The following is a 24,771-nucleotide window of genomic DNA, read 5'->3' on the forward strand; positions in this document are numbered from 1 at the left end:
CCTCCTAACGTCTTCTCGTTCCAAATATATTCCTTACAATTTCACGCCCAATTTGTCTTCCCACACTTGTAAGTACGCTTGAAGCAATCTTTTCGAAATCAGATTTTTGCTTTCTTTTAGGCGCTGCTTTTTCAGCTTTCGCTTCTTTAGTTTGTGCTTTTGTTTTCGATGCTTCTACTTTCTTCTGCAGTATTTCATACGCACTCTCACGATCAACCGTTTCATTATACTGTGCATGATATGGGTTGCCTTCTATAACCTTAACTTTCACTTGTTCATCAATCACGCCAATCTTACTTTCCGGCGGACGGATAAATGCACGTTCTACAATACTCGGCTGTCCGTCTTCATTCAAACAGGAAATGAGTGCTTCTCCTGTCTTCAATTCTCCAATAACGGACGCGACATCAATTTCAGGGTTTTGTCGGAACGTTTCAGCTGCACTGGCAACAGCTTTTTGATCACGTGGTGTAAATGAGCGTAAAGCATGTTGAACACGGTTTCCAAGCTGACCTAATACTTCATCAGGTAAGTCGATTGGATTTTGAGTAATAAAATATACCCCGACACCTTTAGAACGCACGAGACGTACTACTTGCTCCACTTGTGTCACAAATGACTTCGGTGCACCTTTAAACAGTAGATGTGCTTCATCGAAAAAGAATACAAGCTTCGGCTGTTCTATATCTCCGACTTCCGGTAATGTTTCAAAGAGTTCTGTTAATAACCAAAGTAGAAATGTAGAGTACAATACTGGTTTTGTATATAAATTGTTGGCCATCAGGATGTTGATGACACCCTTATCTTCCGTTGTTTCCATAAAGTCCGATAACTTTAATGCCGGCTCCCCGAAAAACTGATCAGCACCTTGTGTTTCTAATGATAATAACTTACGTTGAATTGCACCTATCGATTGCTTCGTGATATTACCATAAACACCACTATATTCGGTCGTATTTTCATACATTTCCTTTAATAATGCCTGTAAATCTTTCAGGTCCAGTAGAAGCAGACCTTGCTCATCACTGATTTTAAACGCAATATCTAATATGCCAGACTGTGTATCATTCAATTCTAGCAGACGACCTAAAAGCATAGGCCCCATATCTGTAATTGTCGCTCTGACAGGTGTGCCTTGTTCTCCAAATATATCCCATAACCTTACAGGAAAGGTTTGAGGTGTATAATCATCAATCTGTAGGTTGTTTAATCGTTCTTGAATCTTATCATTAATCGTCATCGCTTCTGCAATGCTCGCCAGATCCCCCTTAACATCAGCCAGGAATACAGGCACCCCGGCTTTAGAAAACTGTTCAGCCATAACTTTTAGTGTGATAGTCTTACCCGTACCTGTTGCACCTGCTATCAAACCATGACGGTTTGCCATAGGAAGATCTAAATATATGTTATGATCAGCTGCTTTAGCTATCTTTATATTATTCATCATTTGTTACCCCTCATTTTGTATTATTGAATACTTTTATTTTACATGAACAGCACGAATATGCAATTTTGACACAAAAAAATAGAGGGTGGAGACCACTCCTCTTAATTATTTAATCGGTACCAGTATATCGCTTTTGCTTCAATCTCTTTTAAATATTCATCTTCTGCACGTTGCAATTCTTGAGATGCTTTTGTTAAGCGATTTAACTCCTGCTTAAACAGCCTGTATGCGATACGCTCTTTATGATGTGTCCTTAAATAATCTCTAACTGCTAGTTTTCTCTCAAGACTATTACAGTCTGTACGTTCAATAATAAGTACACATATCTCTATATCGTTCTTATGTGCAGTAAACAGTAGATACTTGTTATTTCTATCTAGTGACGTTTGAGTTAATGAATAACCAATTCGTTCCATCTGAGCGACATAACCATCAAGCTTGTTTAAGTCCTTGACTACCGGTAATATTTCTACTGACGGTATGACACTTACACCTTCAATGGAGGTACTACCAATGTGATGTAATTCAACAATTTCATTCCGAAAGACTTCTATTAGTTCCTTAGAAGCGTTGATATATATTTGATGATAGTCAAGATCACTATATAATTTATAATCTAACATAGAATTCCCCCATCCCCCGCAAGTTACTTCGTATTTCGTGCTAATTTAAAGTAGTTTATCATATTAAATGTAATATATCTATGAATATTAATAATATTTAGAATAATAAAATATTTATTCATATACTTTACCCATTCTTCACAAAAATAGTTTTCATCATCATATATTATTTATATCTGTTATTTGATAAAATAATAATATCTATGAAACTGGAGGTTAAATTAATGAAAAATATATTATTCTGGATATATATATTAGCAGCGATTCTACTGATTGGTGCCGGCTATAAATACTGGCAAGGTAAAGTAACTGAAGGCGGAGAAACAAAGGAAGCACAATTAAAAAGCGCTGCTCATCAATCAGAAGAGCAAGAATCAGAAAAAATATCTCTACCACACGTCTTCAAAGAACCTGCAATCCAAAAGATTTATGAAGAACAAAAGAAAGATAATAAAAGGATGCAGCTGACGTTTGTAAGCACACCGTATCAAACATCAAATAAAGATACGAATGTCGCAAATACATTTATTTCAAATTTACAAGAAGATGTAAATTATAATATTGTTGATGTTGATGCAAGTTCTAACACATTAAACAGTGATGATATTAATAAAAAAATCCAGATGTCGTTATTTTAGATGCGCTTACACTTAATGACTATATCGAAGGCGTAACTATCGAAGACCATTTGAATAATCTTGAAGCAATCCTTAATAACATTAAAAATGAACACCGAAAAATTTACGTTACTGGTACACGTAGGATAAATGATGATGAATTTAATACTTACCAGCAAAAAGAAGCAAACTTCCTGCAAAACCAGGACGTGTATTTCATCCCAGTAAGTGAAGCTGTCAAAGATAAATATGACAATGATACAGAGCTCCTTACGAAAGATGGCGTGACGAAATGGAGTAAAGCCATTACAGACGAAATATTAAAATAAGACTATCGGGACTTTGTCTCGATAGTCTTTTTTATGAACGTATCACTTTGCACTTATGTCAATTTAGAATAAGCCTAGAAATTTCTTTTTCTTTTCTTTCTTCTTCTTTGCGTGTCTCTCTGATGAACTCTCAGTCTTAATGATTTCTTTCGGGCTTAAATATGGTATCTGTTCACTAAGCAGCACTTTCTTCGCATTATCTTTGAAACGATCAGCAACTTCACTGCCAAACTTATGTTCAATCGTTTCGTATGCTGCTTTCATATGGAAATTACGGTTATTTACATTGTGGGCATCACTTGCGACGAAATGAATCAATTGATGTTCAATCATAAGGTCTGCAATAGATTGTGCATGATGACCTAAATTGCCAACAACTACCCCAGCTGTAACTTGTGCGAGTGCACCGAGTTCAATCAGTTCAGCGAGTTTCTTAGGGTTCTTCTGAAGCTCAGTATTACGTTCTGGATGAGCGATGATTGGAACATACCCTTCCATTGCAAGTTGTGTAAATAACTGCTCCGTATAAATCGGCACTTCATTAGATGGAAATTCTATTAATACGTAAGGCCCTGCAAGCGGTAATGCTTTACCACTGTTCAAATCTGTGATGACATCACCGTAGATCCTAATTTCCTGACTGGCATGCACATTAAGTGGAATGTTATTCTCTTTAATAAGCTGATTTACCTTGTCTGTTAGTTCTTTAATCTTCGGACCGAAATTGTCATATAACTGAATTTTATGATGCGGTGTTGCAATAATATCTGTAATCCCTTCTGCAACGGCTTGTCGTGCCATATCAAGAGTTTCTGTTTCTGTCTGAGCACCATCATCGACACCGTACAATATATGGTTATGAATATCTATCATACTTTCACCTCTGTATAGGACAAAGAGCCTGAATACTCATCCAGGCTCCTGTTTTATTTATCTTTTTTCTAATTCTTCACGCAAAATTTTATTAACAAGCTGTGGATTTGCCTGTCCTTTAGAAATCTTCATAATCTGACCTACTAAGAAGCCTGTAGCTTTACCTTTACCGTTCTTGAAGTCTTCAATAGATTGAGGATTATTATCTAACGCTTCAGTTACGAACGCTTTCAGTTGTTCAGGATCAGAAATTTGAACAAGACCTTGTTCTTCCATAATCACTTTCGGTGCTTTACCTGTTTCTACTGTATCAGCAAACACTTTTTTCGCAATTTTAGAAGAGATTGTACCATCTGCAAGCAACTTCACCATTTCACTTAAGTTCTCAGGCGTTAATGCAGTTTCATGTAACTCCTTCTGGTTCTTGTTTAAGTATTCGTTTACGCCACCCATCAACCAGTTTGATGAAAGTTTTGCATCTGCGTCAAGTGCGATCATCGCTTCGAAGAAATCAGACATTTCTTTCGTTAATGTTAATACGTGCGCATCGTATTCAGGTAATCCATACTCTGATACATACTTCGCTTTACGTACATCCGGAAGTTCAGGAATTGATGCACGCACACGTTCTTTCCATGCTTCGTCAATATATAAAGGTACTAAGTCTGGTTCTGGGAAGTATCTGTAGTCGTCAGACCCTTCTTTAACACGCATAAGGATCGTCTTACCTGTCGACTCGTCAAAGCGACGTGTCTCCTGTAAGATTTTTCCACCATTTAATAGTACTTCTTCCTGGCGTTTTACTTCGTGCTCTAAACCTTTCTTAACGAATGAGAAAGAGTTTAAGTTTTTAAGTTCTGCTTTCGTACCAAACTTCTCTTGACCTACAGGACGTAATGAGATGTTCGCATCACAACGCAGTGATCCTTCTTCCATACGGACGTCAGATACGCCTGTGTACTGAATGATTGCTTTTAACTTCTCTAAATACGCATACGCTTCTTCAGGTGTACGAATATCTGGTTCAGATACAATCTCAACTAATGGCGTACCTTGACGGTTTAAGTCTACTAATGAATAGCCATCTTTATGCGTTAATTTCCCTGCATCTTCTTCCATATGAAGACGCGTAATACCGATACGTTTCGTTTCGCCATTCACTTCAATATCGATATAACCATTCTCACCAATCGGCTCATCAAACTGTGAAATTTGGTAAGCTTTCGGGTTATCCGGATAGAAATAGTTTTTACGGTCAAACTTCGTTTCAGTTCGAATATCCATATTTAGTGCCATCGCTGCACGCATTGCCCAGTCAACGGCAGTCTTGTTTACGACCGGTAATACACCAGGGTATCCAAGATCTACAACGTTAACATTCGTATTTGGCTCTGCGCCAAAATGTGCAGGAGAAGCTGAGAACATTTTCGATTCTGTCTTTAATTCTACGTGGACTTCTAGTCCGATTACTGTTTCAAAATGCATAGTTTAAGTCTCCTTATAATGATTGATAACGTTCGTGCATGTTAAAGCTTTGTTCATAGTTATATGCAACGTTGTATAAAGTTTTCTCGTCGAATGGTTTACCGATTAACTGTAAACCGATTGGACGGCCGTTTGACTCTCCGCATGGAATAGACATCGATGGTAACCCTGCTAGGTTGATTGGAATTGTTAAGATGTCATTCGCATACATTGTTAATGGATCATTAATTTGAGCACCGATGTCAAATGCTGTAGTTGGTGCAGTCGGTCCAACAATAATGTCATAGTTTTCAAATACACGTTCAAAATCTTGTTTAATTAATGTACGTACTTTTTGTGCTTTTTTGTAATATGCATCGTAATAACCAGAGCTCAGCGCATAAGTTCCTAACATAATACGACGTTTCACTTCGTCACCGAAACCTTCCTGGCGTGTCTTCTTATAAAGTTCTTCTAAGTTTTGTGCCCCTTCTGCCTGATATCCGTAACGAATACCGTCAAAACGTGCTAAGTTCGCACTTGCTTCACTTGAAGAAAGAATGTAATACGTTGCAACACCGTATTTAGAATTAGGGAGTGATACTTCATCAACTGTTGCACCCATCTTCTCTAATGCTTTAATCGCTGCCTGTACACTTGCCTTAACTTCTTCAGATACACCTTCACCTAAATATTCTTTCGGTACTGCTACGCGAAGACCTTTAATATCCTTGTCAATTTGTGAAGTGAAGTCTACATTATCGACTGGTGCACTTGTTGAGTCATGTGGATCAAGTCCTGAAATCACTTCTAATACAGTTGCGTTATCTTTAACGTTACGCGTAATTGGTCCAATTTGGTCAAGTGACGATGCAAATGCAACTAAACCGAAACGTGATACACGACCGTAAGTTGGCTTCATTCCTACTACACCACAGTATGATGCTGGTTGACGAATAGAACCACCCGTGTCACTACCGAGTGAGAAAGGTACTAAGCTTGCAGCAACTGCAGCTGCAGAACCACCAGATGATCCACCAGGTACTGCAGTGTGATCAAATGGATTAACTGTTTTCTTGTAGAATGAATTTTCAGTTGAACCACCCATCGCAAACTCATCCATGTTCAGTTTACCGACAAGAATACCATTTTCTGCATTTAATTTATTCATTACAGTAGCGTCATATACAGAATTAAAGCCACCTAAAATTTTAGACGCACAAGTTGTTTCAACATCTTTCGTTACGATGTTATCTTTAATCCCCATCGGAATTCCAAATAATTTACCTGATGGTGTTTCGTTATCCATAGTCTTTGCTTTCTCTAACGCAGCTTCTTTATCTAAAGCTAAAAATGAATTGATGACTGTATCATCTTTTTCGATGTTCACAAAAGTATCTTCAACTAATTCAGAAGGTTTAATCGTTTTATTCTGAATCATTTGAGATAAGCTTTCGATTGATTCGTATCTTAATGACATATTATTCTCCTCCGCCTAAAATAGATGGCACTTTAAATTGTCCATCTTCTGTATGTGCAGCATTCTTTAAGATTTCTTCCTGTGTTAAGCTCGTCTCTGCCACATCTTCACGCAATACATTCTGCAAATCTAATACGTGGAATGTCGGTTCTACACCTTCAGTATCCACTTCTTCTAATTGATCCGCAAAGTTAAGAATTGCTTCAAGTTGTGCACTGAATTTTGTTGCTTCTTCTTCAGTAATTTCTAATCGTGCTAAATGTGCAACGTGTTTAACTTGCTCATTTGTAATCTTTGACATGTGAGTCCTCCTTATGTACATATAACATCTTTAAATTTTATCAAATTTTAACGAAAAAATCTAAGCATACTAAAAATAATTCTATGAAAACGCTTAAATCCCTATTATAATAGATATATTGTCACTCTAGTACAATAAAATTCAGCGTTAATTGTAAAAATAAAGGAGGATAAACAAATGGGCTTGATATTAGGTCATACGTTTCAAAACGTAAAAATTGAAGCAACATGGATGACGTATGTCATGATTGCTGTATATTTCTTAATCCTGTTAGGGATCGGTTATTATGCATATAAACAATCAACAAGTACATTAGATGAATATATGCTTGGCGGTCGTAACCTTGGACCATTAGTAACAGCACTTTCTGCTGGAGCAGCGGATATGAGTGGCTGGATGCTGATGGGATTACCAGGTTCAGTGTACGCTACAGGACTCTCTGCCACTTGGATTGCAGTCGGATTAACGATAGGAGCTTGGTTAAACTATATCTTAGTTGCACCAAGATTACGTGTTTATACGGAGCTTGCAGATAACGCCATTACAATCCCTGACTTCTTCGAGAAACGTGTTAGTGATCATACACGTATACTGAAGATTATCTCTGGTCTTGTTATCGTCGTGTTCTTCACATTATATACGCATGCCGGAATGGTTTCTGGTGGCGTATTATTCGAAAGTTCCTTTGGATTAAATTATCACTACGGGCTTATACTTACTGCAAGTATCGTAATTATCTACACGTTGTTTGGTGGATATCTTGCCGTATCGCTTACGGACTTCTTCCAAGGGGTAATCATGTTAATCGCATTAGTGTTAGTACCAATCGTAGCATTGATGAAATTAAATGGTATGGAAGCTTTCGATACTGTCGTTGAACTTAAACCGACGAACTTAGACTTCTTCAAAGGTACGACTACAGTTGGTATTATCTCTTTACTGGCATGGGGCTTAGGTTACTTTGGACAACCACATATTATCGTGCGCTTTATGTCTATTAAGTCACACAAACAGTTACCTGCAGCAAGACGCATCGGCATCTCATGGATGACAATCTCATTAATCGGTGCCTGTGTTACAGGACTTGTTGGTATTGCATTTGTAAATAAATCAGATGCTAAGTTAGACAATCCTGAAACAATCTTCGTAATGATGAGTCAAGTGTTATTCCATCCACTAATTGCAGGATTCTTCCTAGCAGCAATCTTAGCAGCTATTATGAGTACGATTTCTTCACAGTTACTTGTTACAAGCAGTGCTTTAACGCAAGACTTCTACATGTTATTACGTAAAACGAACATTCAGGACACAAGTCGTGAGAAAGAGTTCGTTATGATTGGACGTCTATCAGTATTACTCGTTGCAATTGTTTCAATGGCAATTGCATGGAGCCCAAACGATACAATCTTAAACTTAGTTGGTAACGCATGGGCAGGATTCGGTGCGGCATTCGGACCGCTCGTATTGTTATCGCTTTATTGGAAAGGTTTAACGAAGCATGGTGCGATTACAGGTATGGTACTTGGATCAATTACAGTAATCTTCTGGATTGTGATGAAATCACACGGTGGTATCTTTGAGTTATATGAAATTGTTCCAGGGTTCTTTATCAGTTTTGTGTCAACTGTACTTGTAAGTATGGTTACACCGAAACCTGAACAACGTATTATTGACGAGTTCGATGAAATGAAACAAATTGTGAATTCATAATAAAAAGGTCGAGACAACGTGTCTCGACCTTTTACTCTTTCTCCACGGTTGCATGTTCTTGCGTGCAGATTAATATCTAAGTTCGCTATTCATATACATGAATGTACGGTGCTTTATCACCTTTTTCTTTCACTATTAATGCGCGAGGTCTAGTGTTGTCTACGATGGAGATTTCAAAGCGATCGACATGCGCAAAGCTTTTCATTGATAAGTCTGCGATATATTGGGTTACACCGATAACTTCTGCTTTTCCATAGTAATCTAATGGCACATTAATTTTCAGTGACTGTATCTTATCATCAACGAAATAACCTGTTCCAATTGCCTGTGTAAAGTTCGGGAAGTAGTTCTGTAGCTGATCGTTGAACTGCTTAAATCCATTATTCAGTTTTTCATCCAGTTCTCCCACTTCGTCCGATGGCACTAAGATGTAATCTTCATTTATTTTCTTCCAATCATCAATCTTACTGCTTCCAGCTTTACTCGTACCATATGAAGTAAACGATCCAGGTGTGATGCTTTCGGCCGATGACTGTACAAACACAGCAAACGTAATCGGAATATTTTTAAGTTCCTGCTTTACACGTAATCTAGAAAGTATTTCATCAGACATCTGCTTAGCTTGCTTCTCGATTTCTTTTTTATCGAGTTTCACATTATAAGTAGTTCCAAACGCTTCTTTTTGATAATAGTATACACTATTCATTGCAAGACCAATTGTCATACCTGAAAGTTTCTGTTTTTTTGCATCTTCTTCAGTATAGAAATTCTGTTCTAATAGATGCGACAAATACGCTGGAGATTGTCGGGCAATTTTTTCCCCATCTGTTTCTCCTTTATGTGATGGATTGAGACCGAAATTGGCATAAGCGTTTTTTTCGATTCGCTCGTCTTTATCCATATTATCGATTTCCTGCTTTGTATATTCCGGTTCAAGATAGCTCTCAACAGCACTCTTCGATAATAATTGCCCATCACGGTATAAATATTTATCTGGTGTGTACACTTTCTTGCTGATATTTAATAAACCGTCCTCAAATGCTTCGCCATTGTAGCTGCTTACCATATTCGAACTTGTAAGTCCACGTGCCTGGCTCTCTTTGAATGGTAACAATGTTCTATAATAATCATTTGATATCTGTACGTCTGTTGAAATTTGTTTATCCTTCTCTTTGTTGTTACTTTCTGGTGTACCATTTGAACAGCTTGCCAGAATAATTGTAGACAACATTAATATCCCTATTCGCTTCATAGATTTCCCCTCTTAATTTCGTAATGCATCCACCATCATTTGCTCCGTCCATACAGGAATTCCGAGTGACTCTGCTTTTTCTCTCTTGCTACCGGCATCACTACCTGCAATAACAATATCTGTCTTCTTCGTTACAGAACTTGTCACCTTTGCACCAAGGTTCGTTAATGCTTTCGTTGCTTCGCTACGAGACATGATAGTAAGTTTACCTGTTAAAACAATCGTCTTCTCGCCGAATACCGGATGAATTTCGATATCATCTTTCGTAACCCCAGTATAGCGCATATTTACACCATATTGTTCTAGTTTTTCAAGCAGATGAATGATGTCTTCATTTTGCAAGTAAGTGACTAAAGACTGTGCCATCTTCTCACCAATATCATCAATTTGTGTCAATGTTTCAACTGTGGCATTCTTTAAATTATCCATCGTTCCAAATTCCTGTGCAAGCACCATACTCGCCTTTGCACCTAGATGTCTGATACCTAATCCAAAGAGCAGCCGTTCCAGTGAATTGGCCTTAGAAGCTTCTATCGCTGCCAGTAATTTATCGACTTTCTTCTCTCCCATACGTTCTAAAGATAAGAGTCGTTCACGTTGTAACGTATATAGATCTGCAACGTCATTTATAATATTTTCATTGTATAAGACTTCGACGATACGTTCCCCTAAACCATCAATGTTCATCGCCGTTCTGGAAACGAAATGGATCACACCTTCTACAAGTTTCGCATCACATTTCGGATTGATGCAGCGCAAAGCCACTTCCCCTTCAATGCGTACCAGTTCATGACCACACGACGGGCAAATTTCAGGCATATGGTACGGCTCAGTATCGTCAGGTCTTCTGTCCAATACGACGCGCACTACTTCAGGTATAATCTCTCCTGCTTTTCTTATAACGACCGAATCACCGATGCGTATATCTTTCTCGTGAATTAAATCCTCATTATGCAGCGACGCACGTCCTACAGTAGTACCCGCTACTTTCACCGGCTCTAAAATTGCAGTCGGTGTTACAACACCAGTACGCCCGATAGACAGCTCGATATCCTTTAATGTCGTTATGACTTCTTCAGCAGGAAATTTATAGGCAATCGCCCACTTCGGACTTTTCGCCGTAAAACCGAGCTCATCCTGCTTACTTAAATCGTTTACCTTAATGACGATACCGTCAATATCATAGGCTAGATCATTGCGCGCTTCTGTCCAGTATTTAATATACTCGAACACTTCTTTCATATTACGACAAAGCTTTCGTTCATGATTCGTTTTAAAGCCGATTTCGTCTAACTTGTCTAAAGCTTCACTTTGACTTTGTGCATCAAGCTCTCTTAAATCGTTCACACTGTATAGGAAGATATCTAACTTACGTTTCGCAGTAAGCTTAGAGTCCAGCTGTCTTAATGAACCTGCTGCAGCATTTCGTGGATTTGCAGCTAGCTGTTCTCCAACCTTTTCCCGATATGCATTAAGCGCAAGGAATGACTTTCTAGGCATATAGGCTTCACCACGCACTTCAAAAGTGAGCGGTACAGATAACGTCAATGGTATCGCATGAATGGTCTTTAAATTCTGCGTGATGTTCTCACCCGTTGTACCATCACCACGCGTTAAACCTTGAACGAATACACCATCGACATACTTCAGTGATACTGCAAGACCATCAATTTTCAGTTCAACCATATATTCCACTTCGCCGACTTCATCTTTAACACGCTTATCAAATGCCAGCAAATCTTCTTCGCTGAAGGCGTTGCCAAGACTTAACATCGGTGTATCATGATCAACTTTCTCAAATGCAGAGACCGGTGTCCCACCTACACGCACAGTCGGAGAATCATCCGTCTTCAGTTCTGGATGCTCACGTTCAATATCAATCAGTTCGTGCAGTAACTTATCATATTCACTATCAGGTACAGAAGGATTATCCTGTACATGGTATTCATAGTTATACTGGTGTAGCAACTGATGCAGTTCTGTTACTCTCTGTTCAATATTCATACATTACTCCTTCTTTTCAATTGGGGCAAACTGGCTTAACAGTCGCTTCATCCCTACAGATTTGAAGATGATATCCAGTTCTGTTGAACCACCTTTATCCGTCACATTGCTGATTAATCCTTCTCCCCATGATTTATGCATTACTTTGTCACCAACTTTATAGGTAGCTTGAGCTTGAGCAGCAGAAGCCGCTTGCGTCATTCTACGTGCTGGTCCGCGTTTAACACCTGCTGGAAACTTTCTCGCTACTGGTATATCCAGAATATCCTCTGGAATTTCAGAGATAAATCTCGACTTCTTATTCGCTTGTGTTCGGCCGAATAAGTTACGCATCTCAGCATGAGATAAATAAAGATGTTCTTCTGCCCTTGTAATTGCAACGTACATTAAACGACGTTCCTCTTCCATCTCGCTATCACTATTCAAGCTACGGCTATGCGGGAATATCGACTCTTCAAGACCTGCAACAAAGACGACTTTAAACTCTAAGCCCTTTGCTGAGTGCATCGTCATCAGCGTAACTCCCGCTTCTAAATCTGCATTGTCAACATCTGCAACGAGTTGTAAATCTGTCAGGAAATTAATTAAGGACTGTTCTTCAACTGGCGTGTCCTTTTCATAATCTTTCGGCACATTCATAAACTCCTGAATGTTCTCAATACGTGACTGTGATTCTAAAGTATTCTCTGCTTCAAGCATCTTCATATAACCCGATTTATCGAGCAGTGTCTGGGTTAATTCCGTAATAGATAAGAATTCCTGCTGCTTCATTAAGTTGTCCATCATTGTATAGAATTCAACGAGTTTCTCTGTCGTCTTCTTCGGCAGTCCGATAAAATCTACTTCAGCTAGTGCATCAAAGTAACTCAGACCATTATGCTCTGCATAAGCGATAATCTTATCCAGTGCACCAGGCCCTATACCGCGTTTTGGTGTATTGATAATTCGCGTAAAACTGATATCTTCGTTGCTATTAGCAACAAGGCGAAGATAACTAAGCAGGTCTTTAATTTCTTTTCTGTCATAGAACTTTGTGCCTCCGACCATCGTATAGCTGATGTTTGATTTCATCAGCGTTTCCTCGATAACACGAGACTGTGCATTCGTTCGATACAGTATTGCCATATCACTAAGCGCATAGTTTTCACGCTTTTTCTTCAATATCTCTGAAACGATATACTCCGCTTCTGCACGTTCTGACATCGCTTTATAGTAGTTGATCTTAGAGCCATGGTCGTTGTCTGTCCAAAGTGCTTTCGGTTTGCGTTCTGTATTATTTTTGATCACTTCATTTGCAGCAAACAGAATATTTTTCGTCGAGCGATAATTACGTTCTAAAAAGATCGTCTTAGCATCTTTATAATCATCTTCAAAGCTTAAGATGTTATAAATATCTGCCCCACGCCATCCGTATATCGACTGATCCGAGTCACCGACGACACAAATATTCTTAAATTTATCGGCAAGCATCTTCACGAGCAGATACTGCGCTCTATTTGTATCCTGATACTCGTCGACATGGATATACTGAAACTTCGACTGGTAATAATCCAGAACTTCAGGGACACGTTCAAACAGTTGAATCGTCGTCATAATGAGGTCGTCAAAGTCCAGTGCATGATTCTTAAGCAGCACGCGCTGGTACTCTGCATAAACTTTGCTGATCATCATACTCATAAAGTCACTCGCTGCCTCAATCGCATCATCAGGTGATTTCATTTCATTCTTTAAGTTCGAAATTTCTGCAACGAACATACGTGGATCATACTTCTTCGGATCGATATTCTCACGCTTTAATATATCCTTAACGACAGAACGCTGATCTGTTGGGTCTAATATCGTAAAGTTACGCTCAATACCGATACGGTCAATATCACGTCTTAATATACGGACACACATCGAGTGGAATGTTGATATCCAGATAACATCACTCTCGTCACCGATAATCTTCTTGACACGTTCTTTCATTTCTTTCGCCGCTTTATTCGTAAATGTGATTGCTAGAATCTTATAAGGTGAAACATCTTTCTCGTCAATTAAATAAGCGATGCGATGTGTCAGCACGCGTGTCTTACCAGAACCTGCTCCTGCCATTATAAGAAGTGGGCCTTCTGTCGTCATCACTGCCTGACGCTGCTCTTCATTCATATGTTTTAATAAATCATTCATTATAATCCTACCTTTACTGTTTGTAATGCTGCCTTAATATCTGTATAGATGACGTTCCCAACGACAATTGTATCTGCGACTTCAAGCATCTCTTGTGCGCGTGCGCGTGAATCAATACCTCCACCATATATCAGACGCGTAGATTTCAGTTTTCGTTTTGCAGCCTTAACCATTTCCACATCACCATAGGTTCCGCTATATTCTATATACATTGTCTTCAGCTTATATACTTCCTCAATCATCTCAGCATAGGCTTCAATATCCTCTGTCGATAATACTGTATTCGCCTTCGTTAGCTGCGCCACTTTACTCTCTTTGTTAAGTACAATATAGCCCTCTAATGTAAACAGGTCATAATCAATCATATGACCGAACTGTTTAATTGCTTCGTGCAGTATTCCATTGTGAAACGCTACATCCGAACTATTAAGTACAGAAGGAATCATATAATGATCAAATCCTGGTATCGCACTTTCCAAAGTCGATAATTCTAGTACGCAAGGGACTGTATATCTCCTTACACGGCTCATTAAATCGAGTACATTATCTACCGTTACATTATCAGATCCACCGATAAAGATGGCATCTGTTCCTGACTCGCAAATAAGCTCCAGGTGTGCATCGCTAATTTCTTTCGCTGGATCTAACTTAAATACATGTTGCCAATCTTTCACTTCGTACATAATGTCTCTCCTTTAAATATTATTATTGTATATTATATCATTTATCATTCATAACATTAAAAAAAGAGAGGATGAGATTTTACAATTTCTTCTCATGCTCTCTATTATTGTACTGTCTGATCTTTCGGGTATAATCCAAGATATTCTTCAAGTGTTATGTTCTTAGTAAATATATCTTTTGCAATCTTTGTGCCAACATATCGCACATGCCATGACTCATACTGATACCCTGTAATATTTGACTTACCTTCAGGATACCTGATGATAAATCCATATTTATGTGCATTTTGTGCCAGCCATTCTCCTTCAGTCGTATCACCAAATGAAATCGTTAAATCTTTCGCAGAGTCAACAGAGCCAATATCAAAGGAAAGTCCTGTCTGATGTTCAGAGTAACCAGGGCGTGCACTATAAGTGTCTGCATTCGCATCTCGTGCTTTAAACTCTTTATATAGTTTTTCCTGCATCTGATAAGAACGATAGCCACTTCTTACAACGAGATATTCTTTATCTTTCTTGGCATCTTTAATCATCTGATCTAATTTCATACGCGCGTATCGATTCTCTCCAGGATTGAAATCAGCAGGCAATCTAATTTTCTTATTAACGATGAGTATATCATTAATATATGTAACGCCATTACGCGTTATGCGTTCATATTTCGGTGATGCTACATATGTGTCTTTCTGTGTGACAACTTGTTCATTTGAACAGGCAGCTAAACACACAATAATGATGATGAGTAATTTCTTCATGCTGTTTAACCCCTTATTTTAGACCGAGATATTCTTCTAATGTGAGGCCACTTTCATATACCTTCTCCGCTGTAGGTTGCCCTAGATATCTTAAATGCCACGGTTCATACTGGTACCCCGTAATATCAGTTTTTCCTTTCGGATATCGTATGATGAACCCATATTCATGGGCATGACTTTTCAGCCACTTACCTTCTTTTGTATCCTCAAAAGATTCCATAAAATCGTCTGTGCCTTCAATATTACCTAAATCAAATGCAAGTCCCGTCTGATGTTCAGAATGACCAGGGCGTGCACTATAGGTGTCTGCCTTCTTCTGTCCATCTCTTGTAACATACTGGTTATATAGTGATGCTTGCGTCTCATAACTTCTAAAGGCACTACGGAGTACGAAGTTTAATCCGTCTTCGTTCCCTGCAGCGATCAACTCATTTAAATGCTGATTTGCCACCTGACTCACATCTGGATGATACGTTTTTGGAAGTGCTATATCTTTATTTACGATGAGAATTCCATCGATATAGGTGATTCCGTCTTTTATTTCTTTGTGATGTGTCGTTGCTCCTTGCTTTTCTTTAACTTGTACCGTTTCTTTTTTATTGTTTTGAGTCTTGTCTTTAGTTTCAACAGGTGCTTTACCCTCTTGGCAAGCAGTAAGCAGCATTGCCGACAACAGTATTACAAATAATTTTCTCACAGATTCTCCTCTTTTCATTTTTCTATTATATGATGAAAAAAGTACCGAATCAATAAAGACCCAGTACCTGTAAATATTAATTGTCTACGTTATTCTTCTTCATCCAATCGATTTAAGACGAGCGTATATGCATCGTTCCCCCATTGAAGTGAACGTTTCACGCGTGAAATAGTAGCGGTAGATGCACCTGATTCCTTTTCAATAGAAGCATACGTATGTCCTTGCTTAATCATTTTCGCAACAAGCAGACGTTGGGATAACGACTGTAATTCATTCACTGTACATAAATCATCAAAGAACAAATAACATTCTTCGCGTGTCTTAAGTGTCAGTATAGCATCAAATAAGTCATCCAGTTGCTTCCCTCTAAGTTTGTCAATTTGCAAAATACTCAGCTCCCTTCAAACTCTTTCATAGTATAATTTTATATCAGCAATATATAGAAGTACAGATAAAACATTTAGCTTTCCGAAACTGATCATTGATTTCGATTCCTTTTATACGATTATCCAATCTTTAATATAATCAAGTTCCTTATACATTGCCGTACATCCTATTGTATTTCAATATACCTTTATTAAACCACGAAACTTTAATTCTTTAAAGTAAAAAACCGCCTACAATCGTAAGCGGTTTAATAAAGTGTGATTTATTCTAATCCAGCGCGGCGGAACAATGTATCGATTTGATTTAAATGGTGATTCTCGTTGAAACACTCATCAAGTTCTTCTTTCGATAATAAGTCAGTAATCTTGCTATCTTGCTCAACTAGCTCACGGAATGGCGTCTTCGTTGCCCATGATTCCATCGCTTTCGGTTGAACAGTATCGTACGCTTCTTCACGAACCATACCTTTATCGATTAACGTAAGCATGACGCGTTGTGAGTAGATTAAGCCGAATGTCTTCTCCATATTTGCTTTCATGTTATCTTCGTAAACTGTTAAGTTATCGATGATGTTCGTGAAACGATTTAACATGTAGTCTAACGCAATCGTTACGTCCGGTAACATAATACGTTCAGCAGATGAATGTGAAATATCACGTTCATGCCATAATGGTACATTTTCGTAAGCTGTTGTTAAGTAGCCACGAATAACACGTGCGATACCTGTAACATTCTCTGAACCGATTGGATTACGCTTATGCGGCATTGCAGAAGATCCTTTTTGACCTTTAGCAAATGCTTCTTCAACTTCACGTGTTTCAGTCTTTTGGAGACCACGTACTTCTACTGCAAACTTCTCAATTGATGTAGCAATTAAGCTTAATGTAGCAATGTAGTAAGCATGACGGTCACGTTGCAGCGTCTGTGTTGAAATTTCAGCATATCCTAATCCTAATTTCTCACAAACATAGCTTTCAATTTCAGGTGGAATGTTTGCAAACGTACCTACTGCGCCACTCATCTTACCAACTTCGATTTCTTTACGCACTTCTTTAAAACGCTTTAAGTTACGCTGCATTTCCATGTACCATAACGCCATCTTTAAACCGAATGTTGTCGGTTCAGCATGTACACCGTGCGTTCTACCCATCATGAGTGTTGTTTTATGCTTTAATGCTTTTTGTTTTAATACTTCGATGAACCTTTCAAGATCTTTCTCGATAATGTCATTCGCTTGTTTAATCACATAGCTTAACGCTGTATCCACTACATCTGTACTCGTTAAACCGTAGTGCACCCATTTCTTCTCTTCTCCTAATGTTTCAGATACTTGACGTGTAAAAGCAACAACGTCATGACGTGTTTCCATCTCAATTTCTTTTGCGCGTTCAACATCAACACGAGCATTCTGACGGATTAACTTCACATCTTCTTTAGGGATATATCCTAATTCTGCCCAAGCTTCACTTGCAAGTATCTCAACTTCTAACCAAGCCTCAAATCTGTTTTGTTCCGTCCAGATGTTTGACATCTCTTCTCTTGAATAACGTTCAATCATGAATAGATTCCTCCGTAAATGTTTTATCTTAATCAGTATAACAAACTTTTAAAATTCCGTACATTTTTTATTTATTCATTTATAAAGTTCGTGTATTTTATGCTACACCTTCTATTTTAACAGATATTTCGATGAGATAAAATTCTCATTAAAAAAAACGGCCCTGAACGGACCGATTTTCATTATTGAATCTTTTTACCAGTAAAAATAATCTGTTCTTTATACACTTCTATTTCACCTTTTTCATTTTCACGAAAAATTGGCTTTTGAAATCTTTTTACTGGTGCATAACCTGCTTGCTTCATGCGTTCTAAACATTGTGTAATTGTTTCATTGTCTTTAACTTCAAACTTCATCTGTATCATACGCCTTTAACTTTTTACTGCGCACACCTTTAACCCAGAATCCACCATGAATATTCTTAGGCTCATATGCAATGATAAATGCTTTCGGATCAAGCTGCTTCACTGTGTCCATTAATTTAAGTTCAAAACGACGTGGAGTTAAAATTTGCATTACAAGACGATCACCATCACGACCATGTGCTGCATAGTGCGTTACACCGTAACCTAGGTCACGCAAAGTTTTCGGAATTTCCTTGTCATATTCCGCAGTCGTCACATTGATAACGATATAGCCTAATGCAATCATTTCTTCAATCTTCATCCCTACAATAATCCCTGCACCAAATCCTAATGCATAAGCGATGATGTTTTCTATCTTATCTAGACCATTCATTACCATACCTAATCCTACGATATAGACAAGTACTTCTAATACTGAAACAAAGGCTGCGAGATATCTATAACCTTTAAGTGTCAGAATCATACGCATCGTTAAGAACGATACATAAAAAATATTGATAACAAATATTAATAGCACGGTAATCCATGGGTTATCTATTGCCGGCACTGTAATCCCCCCTATAAAAAATCATTCTTAAATTCTACTACTGAAGATAAGGGTTTGCAATGGTAATTTATTTTATGAGTTCCTCGATTGAATAACGTGTGATCGGAAGCATACGCTTATGCTGAGTTTTTATATAATGACTTTCTATCTTTTCTCGAGACTCAGCATCTACTGTCTTACCTTCAAGGTAGTCATCGATTGCTTCATAAGTCACACCGAGTGCGACTTCGTCAGGCAATTGTGGTTTATCTTCTTCCAGGTCAGCTGTCGGAACTTTTTCATATAGATGAACCGGACAACCTAGATACTTCAGGATAGATTTACCTTGACGCTTATTTAAGCCGGCAAGGGGGAATATGTCGGCTCCGCCATCTCCAAATTTCGTGTAGAACCCTGTAATACTTTCTGCCGCATGATCTGTTCCGATAACTATGCCTTCCGTTGCAGCGGCGATCGAGTACTGTGCCTTCATACGTTCACGTGCTTTTTCATTACCTTTTTGGAAATCTGTTAACGTAATTTCTGCTCTTTTCAATGTTTCAATACTAGCATCTACAGCTTTTTTAATATTAATCGTAATTACTTTGTCAGGTTGAATAAAAGCTATTGCATCTTCGCAATCCTGTTCGTCTTTTTGAACACCGTATGGTAATCGCACTGCAATAAATTCGATATCGCGCTCTGACTTGAGTTCATCCACCGCCATCTGGCAAAGCTTACCGCAAAGTGTTGAATCCTGTCCTCCTGAAATTCCAAGCACTAGTGATTTTATAAAAGGATAGCGCTGAACATATGTCTTGATAAAGTTAATGATTTCACGCGTTTCTTCTCCGGCATCAATGGATGGCTTTGTCTTTAATATTTCAATAATTTGTTGTTGGAGCATCTATTTCACTTCTTTCACCTTATTGGAAACTTCATAAATTTCCTGATTTTTATTTTCCCAGCATAATAAGCTCAGATCTACTGGATACTCTTCGGGATTCAAATAACGAATCGCCTCTTCCCACAGAAGATTCAAATTATCCTGTAAGTACTTACGTGACACTTCCAGTGATGGCACTTCATATACAAGTTTTCCACCTACAAAGATGTCCTGATGCAAGTCTCTCGCAGTAAAATCATTGATCCACTTTTGCTTATACGTATGAATCGGATGGAACATCTTTAATGGTTTCTCTTTAGAGGGATCTTCAAAGTCCAGTGTAATATAATCTCCTTCAGACTTATTTGTCTGATTGTTGATAATACGATATACCTTCTTCTTACCAGGAGTCGTCACCTTTTCTGCATTATTTGAAATTTTGATACGATCTTCTAGTTGCCCTGCTTTATTCTCTATTGCAACAAGTTTGTATACTGCACCAAGTGCCGGCTGATCGAATGCTGTAATGAGTTTCGTACCGATACCCCACGCTGTAATCTTAGCCCCTTGCTGTTTGAGTGCAATAATCGTTTCTTCGTCTAGATCATTAGATGCAAATATTTTAGCATCAGGAAAACCTGCTTCATCGAGCATGCGACGTGCTTCCTTTGAAAGATATGCTAAGTCACCTGAGTCAAGGCGAATTCCGACGAAATTAATCTTATCGCCTAACTCTTTAGCAACACGAATAGCATTCGGCATACCTGATTTCAGTGTATGGAAAGTATCCACCAGGAACACACAGTTTTTATGACGTTCTGCATATTTCTTAAACGCCACATACTCATCATCATAGGCTTGAACCATCGCATGTGCGTGTGTTCCGGCAACCGGAATACCGAACAATTTGCCCGCACGCACATTACTTGTTGAGTCAAACCCCGCGATATACGCTGCACGTGTTCCCCAGATTGCTGCATCTAATTCCTGAGCACGGCGTGTTCCGAACTCCATGACGATTTCATCGCCAACAACCTGTTTAATACGGCTTGCCTTCGTTGCAATCAATACTTGGAAGTTGACGATGTTCAATATCGCTGTCTCAAGTAGCTGCGCCTGAATTAAAGGTGCTTCTATTCGTAATAACGGCTCATTGTTGAAACATACTTCCCCTTCCTGCATCGCACGGATATTACCTGTAAACTTCAAATCCTTCAAATAAGACAAATAGTCCTCTTTGTAGCCGAGAGTCTTCAAATATGCGATATCTGTTTCTGAGAACTTGAAACCTTTCACATACTCTATCACGCGTTCAAGACCTGCAAACACTGCATATCCATTATCAAACGGCATGCTACGAAAATAGACATCAAATACTGCAGTCTGCTCATGAATACCATCATTCCAGTATGTTTCTCCCATATTAATCTGGTATAGATCTGTGTGTAACATCAAGCTATCATCTTGGTAGTTGTACATCCTCTTCTCCCCTATTCAATAAGCTCATATTAATTTCATATTACCATAGTGAATTCATTTAGGCATCGCTTTAACATTCTGTTACAATTAATGCAAGGAGGCATCATATGTTCAAGAAAAATTTCATCATTTTATCTATCATCGTATCAATTTCCGGCATGACTCAAGGGATGCTGTTGCCACTCATCGCGATTATCTTCGAGCACGATAATGTATCGACATTCGTCAACGGACTTCATGCCTCATCCATATACATCGGCGTCTTTTTAGCCTCATTATTCTTAGAAGGATTACTCAGAAAGTTCGGTTATAAGAACCTTATTATTATAGGAGGAGCCATCATATTCTTGTCGCTCGGACTCTTTCCGATACTTAAGAATATGACGATCTGGTTCATATTAAGATTGCTTGTCGGGGTGGGGGATAATATGCTGCACTTCTCAACGCAATCATGGCTTACAGAATCAACACCGAGACATAAACTCGGACGTATCATTTCAATTTATGGTCTTAGTTTTTCAGCAGGTTTTATGGTCGGACCGTTATTATCTAAACTGTATGACATACATGAAGCACTGCCTTTTGTAGCAAGCAGTTTACTCACGTTATGTGCCTGCAGTTTAATACTATTACTGAAAAACCAGTATCCTGAAGTTCAGACCTCGAACATTTCACTAAAGAACACAACTGCAAACTTCGGCAAGGTGATGAAGACGAGCTGGGTCGCATTCTTATTTCCTATGATGTATGGTGTGCTGGAAGCATGTTTAAACAGCAATTTCCCGGTGTTCGCCATGAAAAATGGCGTCGATGTAAACTTAATCATCTTAATCATTCCTGCGTATAGTTTAGGTGCAATTCTGTTTCAAATACCCTTAGGTATGATTTCAGATAAAGTAAATCGTAATGTGCTGTTATCCATCGTGACATTTATCGGTGCGTGTATCTTTATATTATGTCAATTCTTTACAAGTAATGGTTATGTATTACTCGCTCTTTTCTTTATCGCCGGAATTTTTATCGGGTCACTTTATTCACTAGGCGTGACATTGATGACAGAAATCACACCGAAAGTACTCTTGCCAGCAGGAAATTTAATGTGCGGGCTCATATTCAGTGTCGGTAGTATTACAGGACCGATTATCGGCGGGATGACGATTCAGTTCTCGCACAACACACAATTTTTCAGCTTTATTGCTGTCATACTCCTACTCATCAGTATGGCTACAATTTATGATTACAGAAAACGACTGACAATTAGAAATGAGGGATGACATGGTCATCAATGAAGCAAAAGCTTTCATTACACAATTCTATAAAGAACAGTGCTTCAGCGAACAATTAATGAAAGCACGTATTAAAGAAGTAGAAAGAGAAATAGAAGAAACAGGTACATATACACATACATTTGAAGAACTGGAATACGGCGCACGCGTTGCATGGCGTAACAGCAATCGCTGTATCGGCAGACTATTCTGGGATAAGTTGAAAGTTATAGATAACAGACATATTGAAAGTGAAGCAGCATTTATCGAAGCAATCGAACATCATATTGATAGCGCAACGAACGATGGAATGATCATACCGACAATTACAATATTTGCTGATGCAAATAAACAGCGAATAAACCTCTATAACGACCAGCTCATCCGTTATAGTGATGACCCGATTGTGCGTGAGACGAAAGCACTCATCGAACATACAGGGTATACAAATTTCGGTAAGTTCTTACCTCTTCTGTATTCGATTGATGGCACATTTAAGACATATGAAATCAACCCGGACATCATTAAAGAAGTTACTATCACACACCCGGAACACGAAGCATTCAATCAATTAAATCTCGCATGGTATGCGGTACCGATTATTTCAAGTATGGACTTAAAAATTGGCGGAATCACATACCCGCTAGTTCCATTTAATGGTTGGTATATGGAAAGCGAAATCGCAAGCAGGAACTTCCTCGATGACTACCGTTATGACAAGATGAAAGAAATCGCAGAAGCATTCGGATTCGATACGACGACAACAACAAGTTACTGGAGAGACAGAACCGTTGTAGAGATGAACTATGCGGTATATCACTCATTCAAACAGCAAGGTGTCTCAATTGTGGATCACTATACCGCAAGTAGACAATTCGCACGCTTCGAACAAAATGAAGCGGACGAAGGCAGAAGTGTAACGGGAGACTGGACTTGGCTCATACCACCGATCTCTCCATCAATCGTGCACAACTTCCATAAAGGTTATAAGAATATATACAACACCCCGAATTTCTATTACAAGAAAAAGGTTGGCAAATGCCCGTTTATGTGAGATTTGAATATAAATTTAGTGTCTCAACATACTCAATGCGTAGCACTATTTATGTTTATTCTATGTTTTAATCATTGTAACTTTATAAATTTATCAATAGATATGTGATAGTCTATTTAAGCACCACACCTTTCATATGCAAAGAAGGTGCTAGTGTCATGTTTGAAGTTGTTATATTCGTTTTACAGCACTGATCTGTCCTATTATCACAGGACTAGCAGTAAACTACATCTATGATAAGATAAAAGGATAGACAAAAACCCCACGTCGGTGAAGTGCACCCCTAAAGTTGAACCTTAAAATTCAACTTTAGGGGTGTTTATTTTGAATAAAAAGCATGATCTTGATTTTAAATTAAAACTAATCAAAGAATATAAAGAAGGAAATATTGGTTATGATTCATTAAGTAACAAATATGATATCGATCTTTCACAACTAAAAACATGGACTTACCAATTTGATACCTTCGGTATTGACGGTCTTATATCCAGTATGACCAGAAAGAAATATTCAACAGATGAAAAATTAAGAATCATTCAGTATAGAATTACTAATCAACTTTCATATAAAGAAACTGCTAGAATCTTTGATATTACTAATCCTACTTTAATAGCTCAGTGGCAGATGAAATACAATCAATATGGTATCCTAGGTTTAGAATCAAAACCGAAGGGTCGTGCGTCTAAAACTATGAAAAATAAAAAGGTTGATAACACTAGTTTAAACGAAAGTGAACGACAAGAATTAATACGCTTACGTGAGGAAAACAGGAGATTAGAAATCGCAATTGCTCTCGAAAAAAAGTTACAATCCTTAGCTCGAAAAAATCAAACAAAGAAATAGTAGC

At 38.3% G+C, this 24,771-nt stretch carries 24 protein-coding genes; 6 read left to right on the forward strand and 18 right to left on the reverse strand.

Annotation, left to right across the window (positions count from 1 at the left end; genetic code table 11):
- Window positions 1-4: 4 nt before the first annotated feature.
- Complete coding sequence (locus KYI10_09155; protein QYA32507.1) at window positions 5-1,447, reverse strand: helicase HerA-like domain-containing protein; 1,443 nt, start codon at window positions 1,445-1,447, stop codon at window positions 5-7.
- Between the two features lie 101 nt (window positions 1,448-1,548).
- Complete coding sequence (locus KYI10_09160; GenBank protein QYA32508.1) at window positions 1,549-2,070, reverse strand: GrpB family protein; 522 nt, start codon at window positions 2,068-2,070, stop codon at window positions 1,549-1,551.
- Between the two features lie 224 nt (window positions 2,071-2,294).
- On the opposite strand from KYI10_09160, the gene KYI10_09165 reads away from it, so the two are divergent.
- A complete protein-coding gene (locus tag KYI10_09165; GenBank protein ID QYA32509.1) occupies window positions 2,295-2,708 on the forward strand; it encodes a hypothetical protein in 414 nt (137 codons plus the stop codon).
- Window positions 2,709-2,758: 50 nt separating this feature from the next.
- Window positions 2,759-3,016, forward strand: coding sequence for a hypothetical protein (locus tag KYI10_09170; GenBank protein QYA32510.1), 258 nt, complete (start codon window positions 2,759-2,761; stop codon window positions 3,014-3,016).
- A gap of 63 nt (window positions 3,017-3,079) precedes the next feature.
- On the opposite strand, the gene KYI10_09175 is transcribed toward KYI10_09170, so the two are convergent.
- From KYI10_09175 to gatC, 4 genes are read right to left on the reverse strand one after another with little or no spacing between them, the layout of a single operon-like run.
- Window positions 3,080-3,889 carry a CpsB/CapC family capsule biosynthesis tyrosine phosphatase gene (locus tag KYI10_09175; protein ID QYA32511.1) on the reverse strand — a complete coding sequence of 270 codons (810 nt, stop codon included), beginning with the start codon at window positions 3,887-3,889 and terminating at the stop codon, window positions 3,080-3,082.
- Between the two features lie 57 nt (window positions 3,890-3,946).
- A complete protein-coding gene (gatB, locus tag KYI10_09180) occupies window positions 3,947-5,374 on the reverse strand; it encodes an Asp-tRNA(Asn)/Glu-tRNA(Gln) amidotransferase subunit GatB (protein ID QYA32512.1) in 1,428 nt (475 codons plus the stop codon).
- Window positions 5,375-5,387: 13 nt separating this feature from the next.
- Window positions 5,388-6,833 carry an Asp-tRNA(Asn)/Glu-tRNA(Gln) amidotransferase subunit GatA gene (gene gatA / locus KYI10_09185; GenBank protein QYA32513.1) on the reverse strand — a complete coding sequence of 482 codons (1,446 nt, stop codon included), beginning with the start codon at window positions 6,831-6,833 and terminating at the stop codon, window positions 5,388-5,390.
- Window position 6,834: 1 nt separating this feature from the next.
- The gene (gene gatC, locus KYI10_09190) at window positions 6,835-7,134 is read right to left on the reverse strand and encodes an Asp-tRNA(Asn)/Glu-tRNA(Gln) amidotransferase subunit GatC (GenBank protein QYA32514.1); all 300 of its coding nucleotides are present in this window, start codon (window positions 7,132-7,134) and stop codon (window positions 6,835-6,837) included.
- A gap of 177 nt (window positions 7,135-7,311) precedes the next feature.
- On the opposite strand from gatC, the gene putP reads away from it, so the two are divergent.
- Window positions 7,312-8,844: a sodium/proline symporter PutP gene (gene putP / locus KYI10_09195; protein QYA33952.2), complete on the forward strand. Its 1,533-nt coding sequence runs from the start codon at window positions 7,312-7,314 to the stop codon at window positions 8,842-8,844.
- A gap of 85 nt (window positions 8,845-8,929) precedes the next feature.
- On the opposite strand, the gene KYI10_09200 is transcribed toward putP, so the two are convergent.
- The 12 genes from KYI10_09200 to KYI10_09255 form a co-directional block, all read right to left on the reverse strand.
- On the reverse strand, window positions 8,930-10,096 hold the full coding sequence (locus KYI10_09200) for a CamS family sex pheromone protein (protein ID QYA32515.1): 1,167 nt from the start codon (window positions 10,094-10,096) through the stop codon (window positions 8,930-8,932).
- 12 nt (window positions 10,097-10,108) lie between these two features.
- Window positions 10,109-12,100, reverse strand: a complete 1,992-nt coding sequence (gene ligA / locus KYI10_09205) for an NAD-dependent DNA ligase LigA (protein QYA32516.1) — start codon at window positions 12,098-12,100, stop codon at window positions 10,109-10,111.
- 3 nt (window positions 12,101-12,103) lie between these two features.
- Window positions 12,104-14,269, reverse strand: coding sequence for a DNA helicase PcrA (gene pcrA / locus KYI10_09210; protein ID QYA32517.1), 2,166 nt, complete (start codon window positions 14,267-14,269; stop codon window positions 12,104-12,106).
- Window positions 14,269-14,952: a heptaprenylglyceryl phosphate synthase gene (locus tag KYI10_09215; protein QYA32518.1), complete on the reverse strand. Its 684-nt coding sequence runs from the start codon at window positions 14,950-14,952 to the stop codon at window positions 14,269-14,271. The genes pcrA and KYI10_09215 overlap by 1 nt, the downstream gene beginning before the upstream one ends.
- Before the next feature lie 104 nt (window positions 14,953-15,056).
- A complete protein-coding gene (locus tag KYI10_09220) occupies window positions 15,057-15,707 on the reverse strand; it encodes a M15 family metallopeptidase (GenBank protein QYA32519.1) in 651 nt (216 codons plus the stop codon).
- Window positions 15,708-15,720: 13 nt separating this feature from the next.
- Window positions 15,721-16,404: a M15 family metallopeptidase gene (locus KYI10_09225; GenBank protein QYA32520.1), complete on the reverse strand. Its 684-nt coding sequence runs from the start codon at window positions 16,402-16,404 to the stop codon at window positions 15,721-15,723.
- An 89-nt stretch (window positions 16,405-16,493) separates the two neighbouring features.
- Window positions 16,494-16,790 carry a YerC/YecD family TrpR-related protein gene (locus tag KYI10_09230; GenBank protein ID QYA32521.1) on the reverse strand — a complete coding sequence of 99 codons (297 nt, stop codon included), beginning with the start codon at window positions 16,788-16,790 and terminating at the stop codon, window positions 16,494-16,496.
- A 263-nt stretch (window positions 16,791-17,053) separates the two neighbouring features.
- The gene (purB, locus tag KYI10_09235; protein QYA32522.1) at window positions 17,054-18,349 is read right to left on the reverse strand and encodes an adenylosuccinate lyase; all 1,296 of its coding nucleotides are present in this window, start codon (window positions 18,347-18,349) and stop codon (window positions 17,054-17,056) included.
- Window positions 18,350-18,531: 182 nt separating this feature from the next.
- Entirely contained in the window at window positions 18,532-18,705 is a 174-nt protein-coding gene (locus KYI10_09240; GenBank protein QYA33953.1) for an NETI motif-containing protein, read from the reverse strand.
- Window positions 18,695-19,261, reverse strand: coding sequence for a DUF2179 domain-containing protein (locus KYI10_09245; GenBank protein QYA32523.1), 567 nt, complete (start codon window positions 19,259-19,261; stop codon window positions 18,695-18,697). The genes KYI10_09240 and KYI10_09245 overlap by 11 nt, the downstream gene beginning before the upstream one ends.
- A gap of 67 nt (window positions 19,262-19,328) precedes the next feature.
- Complete coding sequence (gene nadE, locus KYI10_09250; GenBank protein QYA32524.1) at window positions 19,329-20,147, reverse strand: ammonia-dependent NAD(+) synthetase; 819 nt, start codon at window positions 20,145-20,147, stop codon at window positions 19,329-19,331.
- Complete coding sequence (locus KYI10_09255; GenBank protein ID QYA32525.1) at window positions 20,148-21,605, reverse strand: nicotinate phosphoribosyltransferase; 1,458 nt, start codon at window positions 21,603-21,605, stop codon at window positions 20,148-20,150.
- Window positions 21,606-21,712: 107 nt separating this feature from the next.
- On the opposite strand from KYI10_09255, the gene KYI10_09260 reads away from it, so the two are divergent.
- From KYI10_09260 to KYI10_09270, 3 genes are all read left to right on the forward strand, one after another.
- Window positions 21,713-22,879, forward strand: a complete 1,167-nt coding sequence (locus KYI10_09260; GenBank protein QYA32526.1) for an MFS transporter — start codon at window positions 21,713-21,715, stop codon at window positions 22,877-22,879.
- A 1-nt stretch (window position 22,880) separates the two neighbouring features.
- Window positions 22,881-23,924, forward strand: coding sequence for a nitric oxide synthase oxygenase (locus KYI10_09265; protein QYA32527.1), 1,044 nt, complete (start codon window positions 22,881-22,883; stop codon window positions 23,922-23,924).
- Window positions 23,925-24,239: 315 nt separating this feature from the next.
- Window positions 24,240-24,767, forward strand: a complete 528-nt coding sequence (locus KYI10_09270; GenBank protein QYA32528.1) for a transposase — start codon at window positions 24,240-24,242, stop codon at window positions 24,765-24,767.
- Window positions 24,768-24,771 lie beyond the last annotated feature (4 nt).

Origin of the sequence: Macrococcus sp. 19Msa1099, assembly GCA_019357535.2 — a bacterium.
GTDB classification, from domain to species: Bacteria; Bacillota; Bacilli; order Staphylococcales; family Staphylococcaceae; genus Macrococcoides; species Macrococcoides psychrotolerans.

What these genes read in the sequence shown, in the direction of transcription:
- KYI10_09255 (QYA32525.1), bottom strand. Translation starts at nt 21,605, where the DNA reads ATGTACAACTACCAAGATGATAGCTTGATGTTACACACAGATCTATAC.
- gatC (QYA32514.1), bottom strand. Translation starts at nt 7,134, where the DNA reads ATGTCAAAGATTACAAATGAGCAAGTTAAACACGTTGCACATTTAGCA.
- gatA (QYA32513.1), bottom strand. Translation starts at nt 6,833, where the DNA reads ATGTCATTAAGATACGAATCAATCGAAAGCTTATCTCAAATGATTCAG.
- KYI10_09240 (QYA33953.1), bottom strand. Translation starts at nt 18,705, where the DNA reads ATGAAGTTTGAAGTTAAAGACAATGAAACAATTACACAATGTTTAGAA.
- KYI10_09265 (QYA32527.1), top strand. Translation starts at nt 22,881, where the DNA reads ATGGTCATCAATGAAGCAAAAGCTTTCATTACACAATTCTATAAAGAA.
- KYI10_09155 (QYA32507.1), bottom strand. Translation starts at nt 1,447, where the DNA reads ATGATGAATAATATAAAGATAGCTAAAGCAGCTGATCATAACATATAT.
- gatB (QYA32512.1), bottom strand. Translation starts at nt 5,374, where the DNA reads ATGCATTTTGAAACAGTAATCGGACTAGAAGTCCACGTAGAATTAAAG.
- KYI10_09175 (QYA32511.1), bottom strand. Translation starts at nt 3,889, where the DNA reads ATGATAGATATTCATAACCATATATTGTACGGTGTCGATGATGGTGCT.
- nadE (QYA32524.1), bottom strand. Translation starts at nt 20,147, where the DNA reads ATGCTCCAACAACAAATTATTGAAATATTAAAGACAAAGCCATCCATT.
- ligA (QYA32516.1), bottom strand. Translation starts at nt 12,100, where the DNA reads ATGAATATTGAACAGAGAGTAACAGAACTGCATCAGTTGCTACACCAG.
- KYI10_09215 (QYA32518.1), bottom strand. Translation starts at nt 14,952, where the DNA reads ATGTACGAAGTGAAAGATTGGCAACATGTATTTAAGTTAGATCCAGCG.
- KYI10_09200 (QYA32515.1), bottom strand. Translation starts at nt 10,096, where the DNA reads ATGAAGCGAATAGGGATATTAATGTTGTCTACAATTATTCTGGCAAGC.
- purB (QYA32522.1), bottom strand. Translation starts at nt 18,349, where the DNA reads ATGATTGAACGTTATTCAAGAGAAGAGATGTCAAACATCTGGACGGAA.
- putP (QYA33952.2), top strand. Translation starts at nt 7,312, where the DNA reads ATGGGCTTGATATTAGGTCATACGTTTCAAAACGTAAAAATTGAAGCA.
- KYI10_09220 (QYA32519.1), bottom strand. Translation starts at nt 15,707, where the DNA reads ATGAAGAAATTACTCATCATCATTATTGTGTGTTTAGCTGCCTGTTCA.
- KYI10_09160 (QYA32508.1), bottom strand. Translation starts at nt 2,070, where the DNA reads ATGTTAGATTATAAATTATATAGTGATCTTGACTATCATCAAATATAT.
- KYI10_09260 (QYA32526.1), top strand. Translation starts at nt 21,713, where the DNA reads ATGTTCAAGAAAAATTTCATCATTTTATCTATCATCGTATCAATTTCC.
- pcrA (QYA32517.1), bottom strand. Translation starts at nt 14,269, where the DNA reads ATGAATGATTTATTAAAACATATGAATGAAGAGCAGCGTCAGGCAGTG.
- KYI10_09165 (QYA32509.1), top strand. Translation starts at nt 2,295, where the DNA reads ATGAAAAATATATTATTCTGGATATATATATTAGCAGCGATTCTACTG.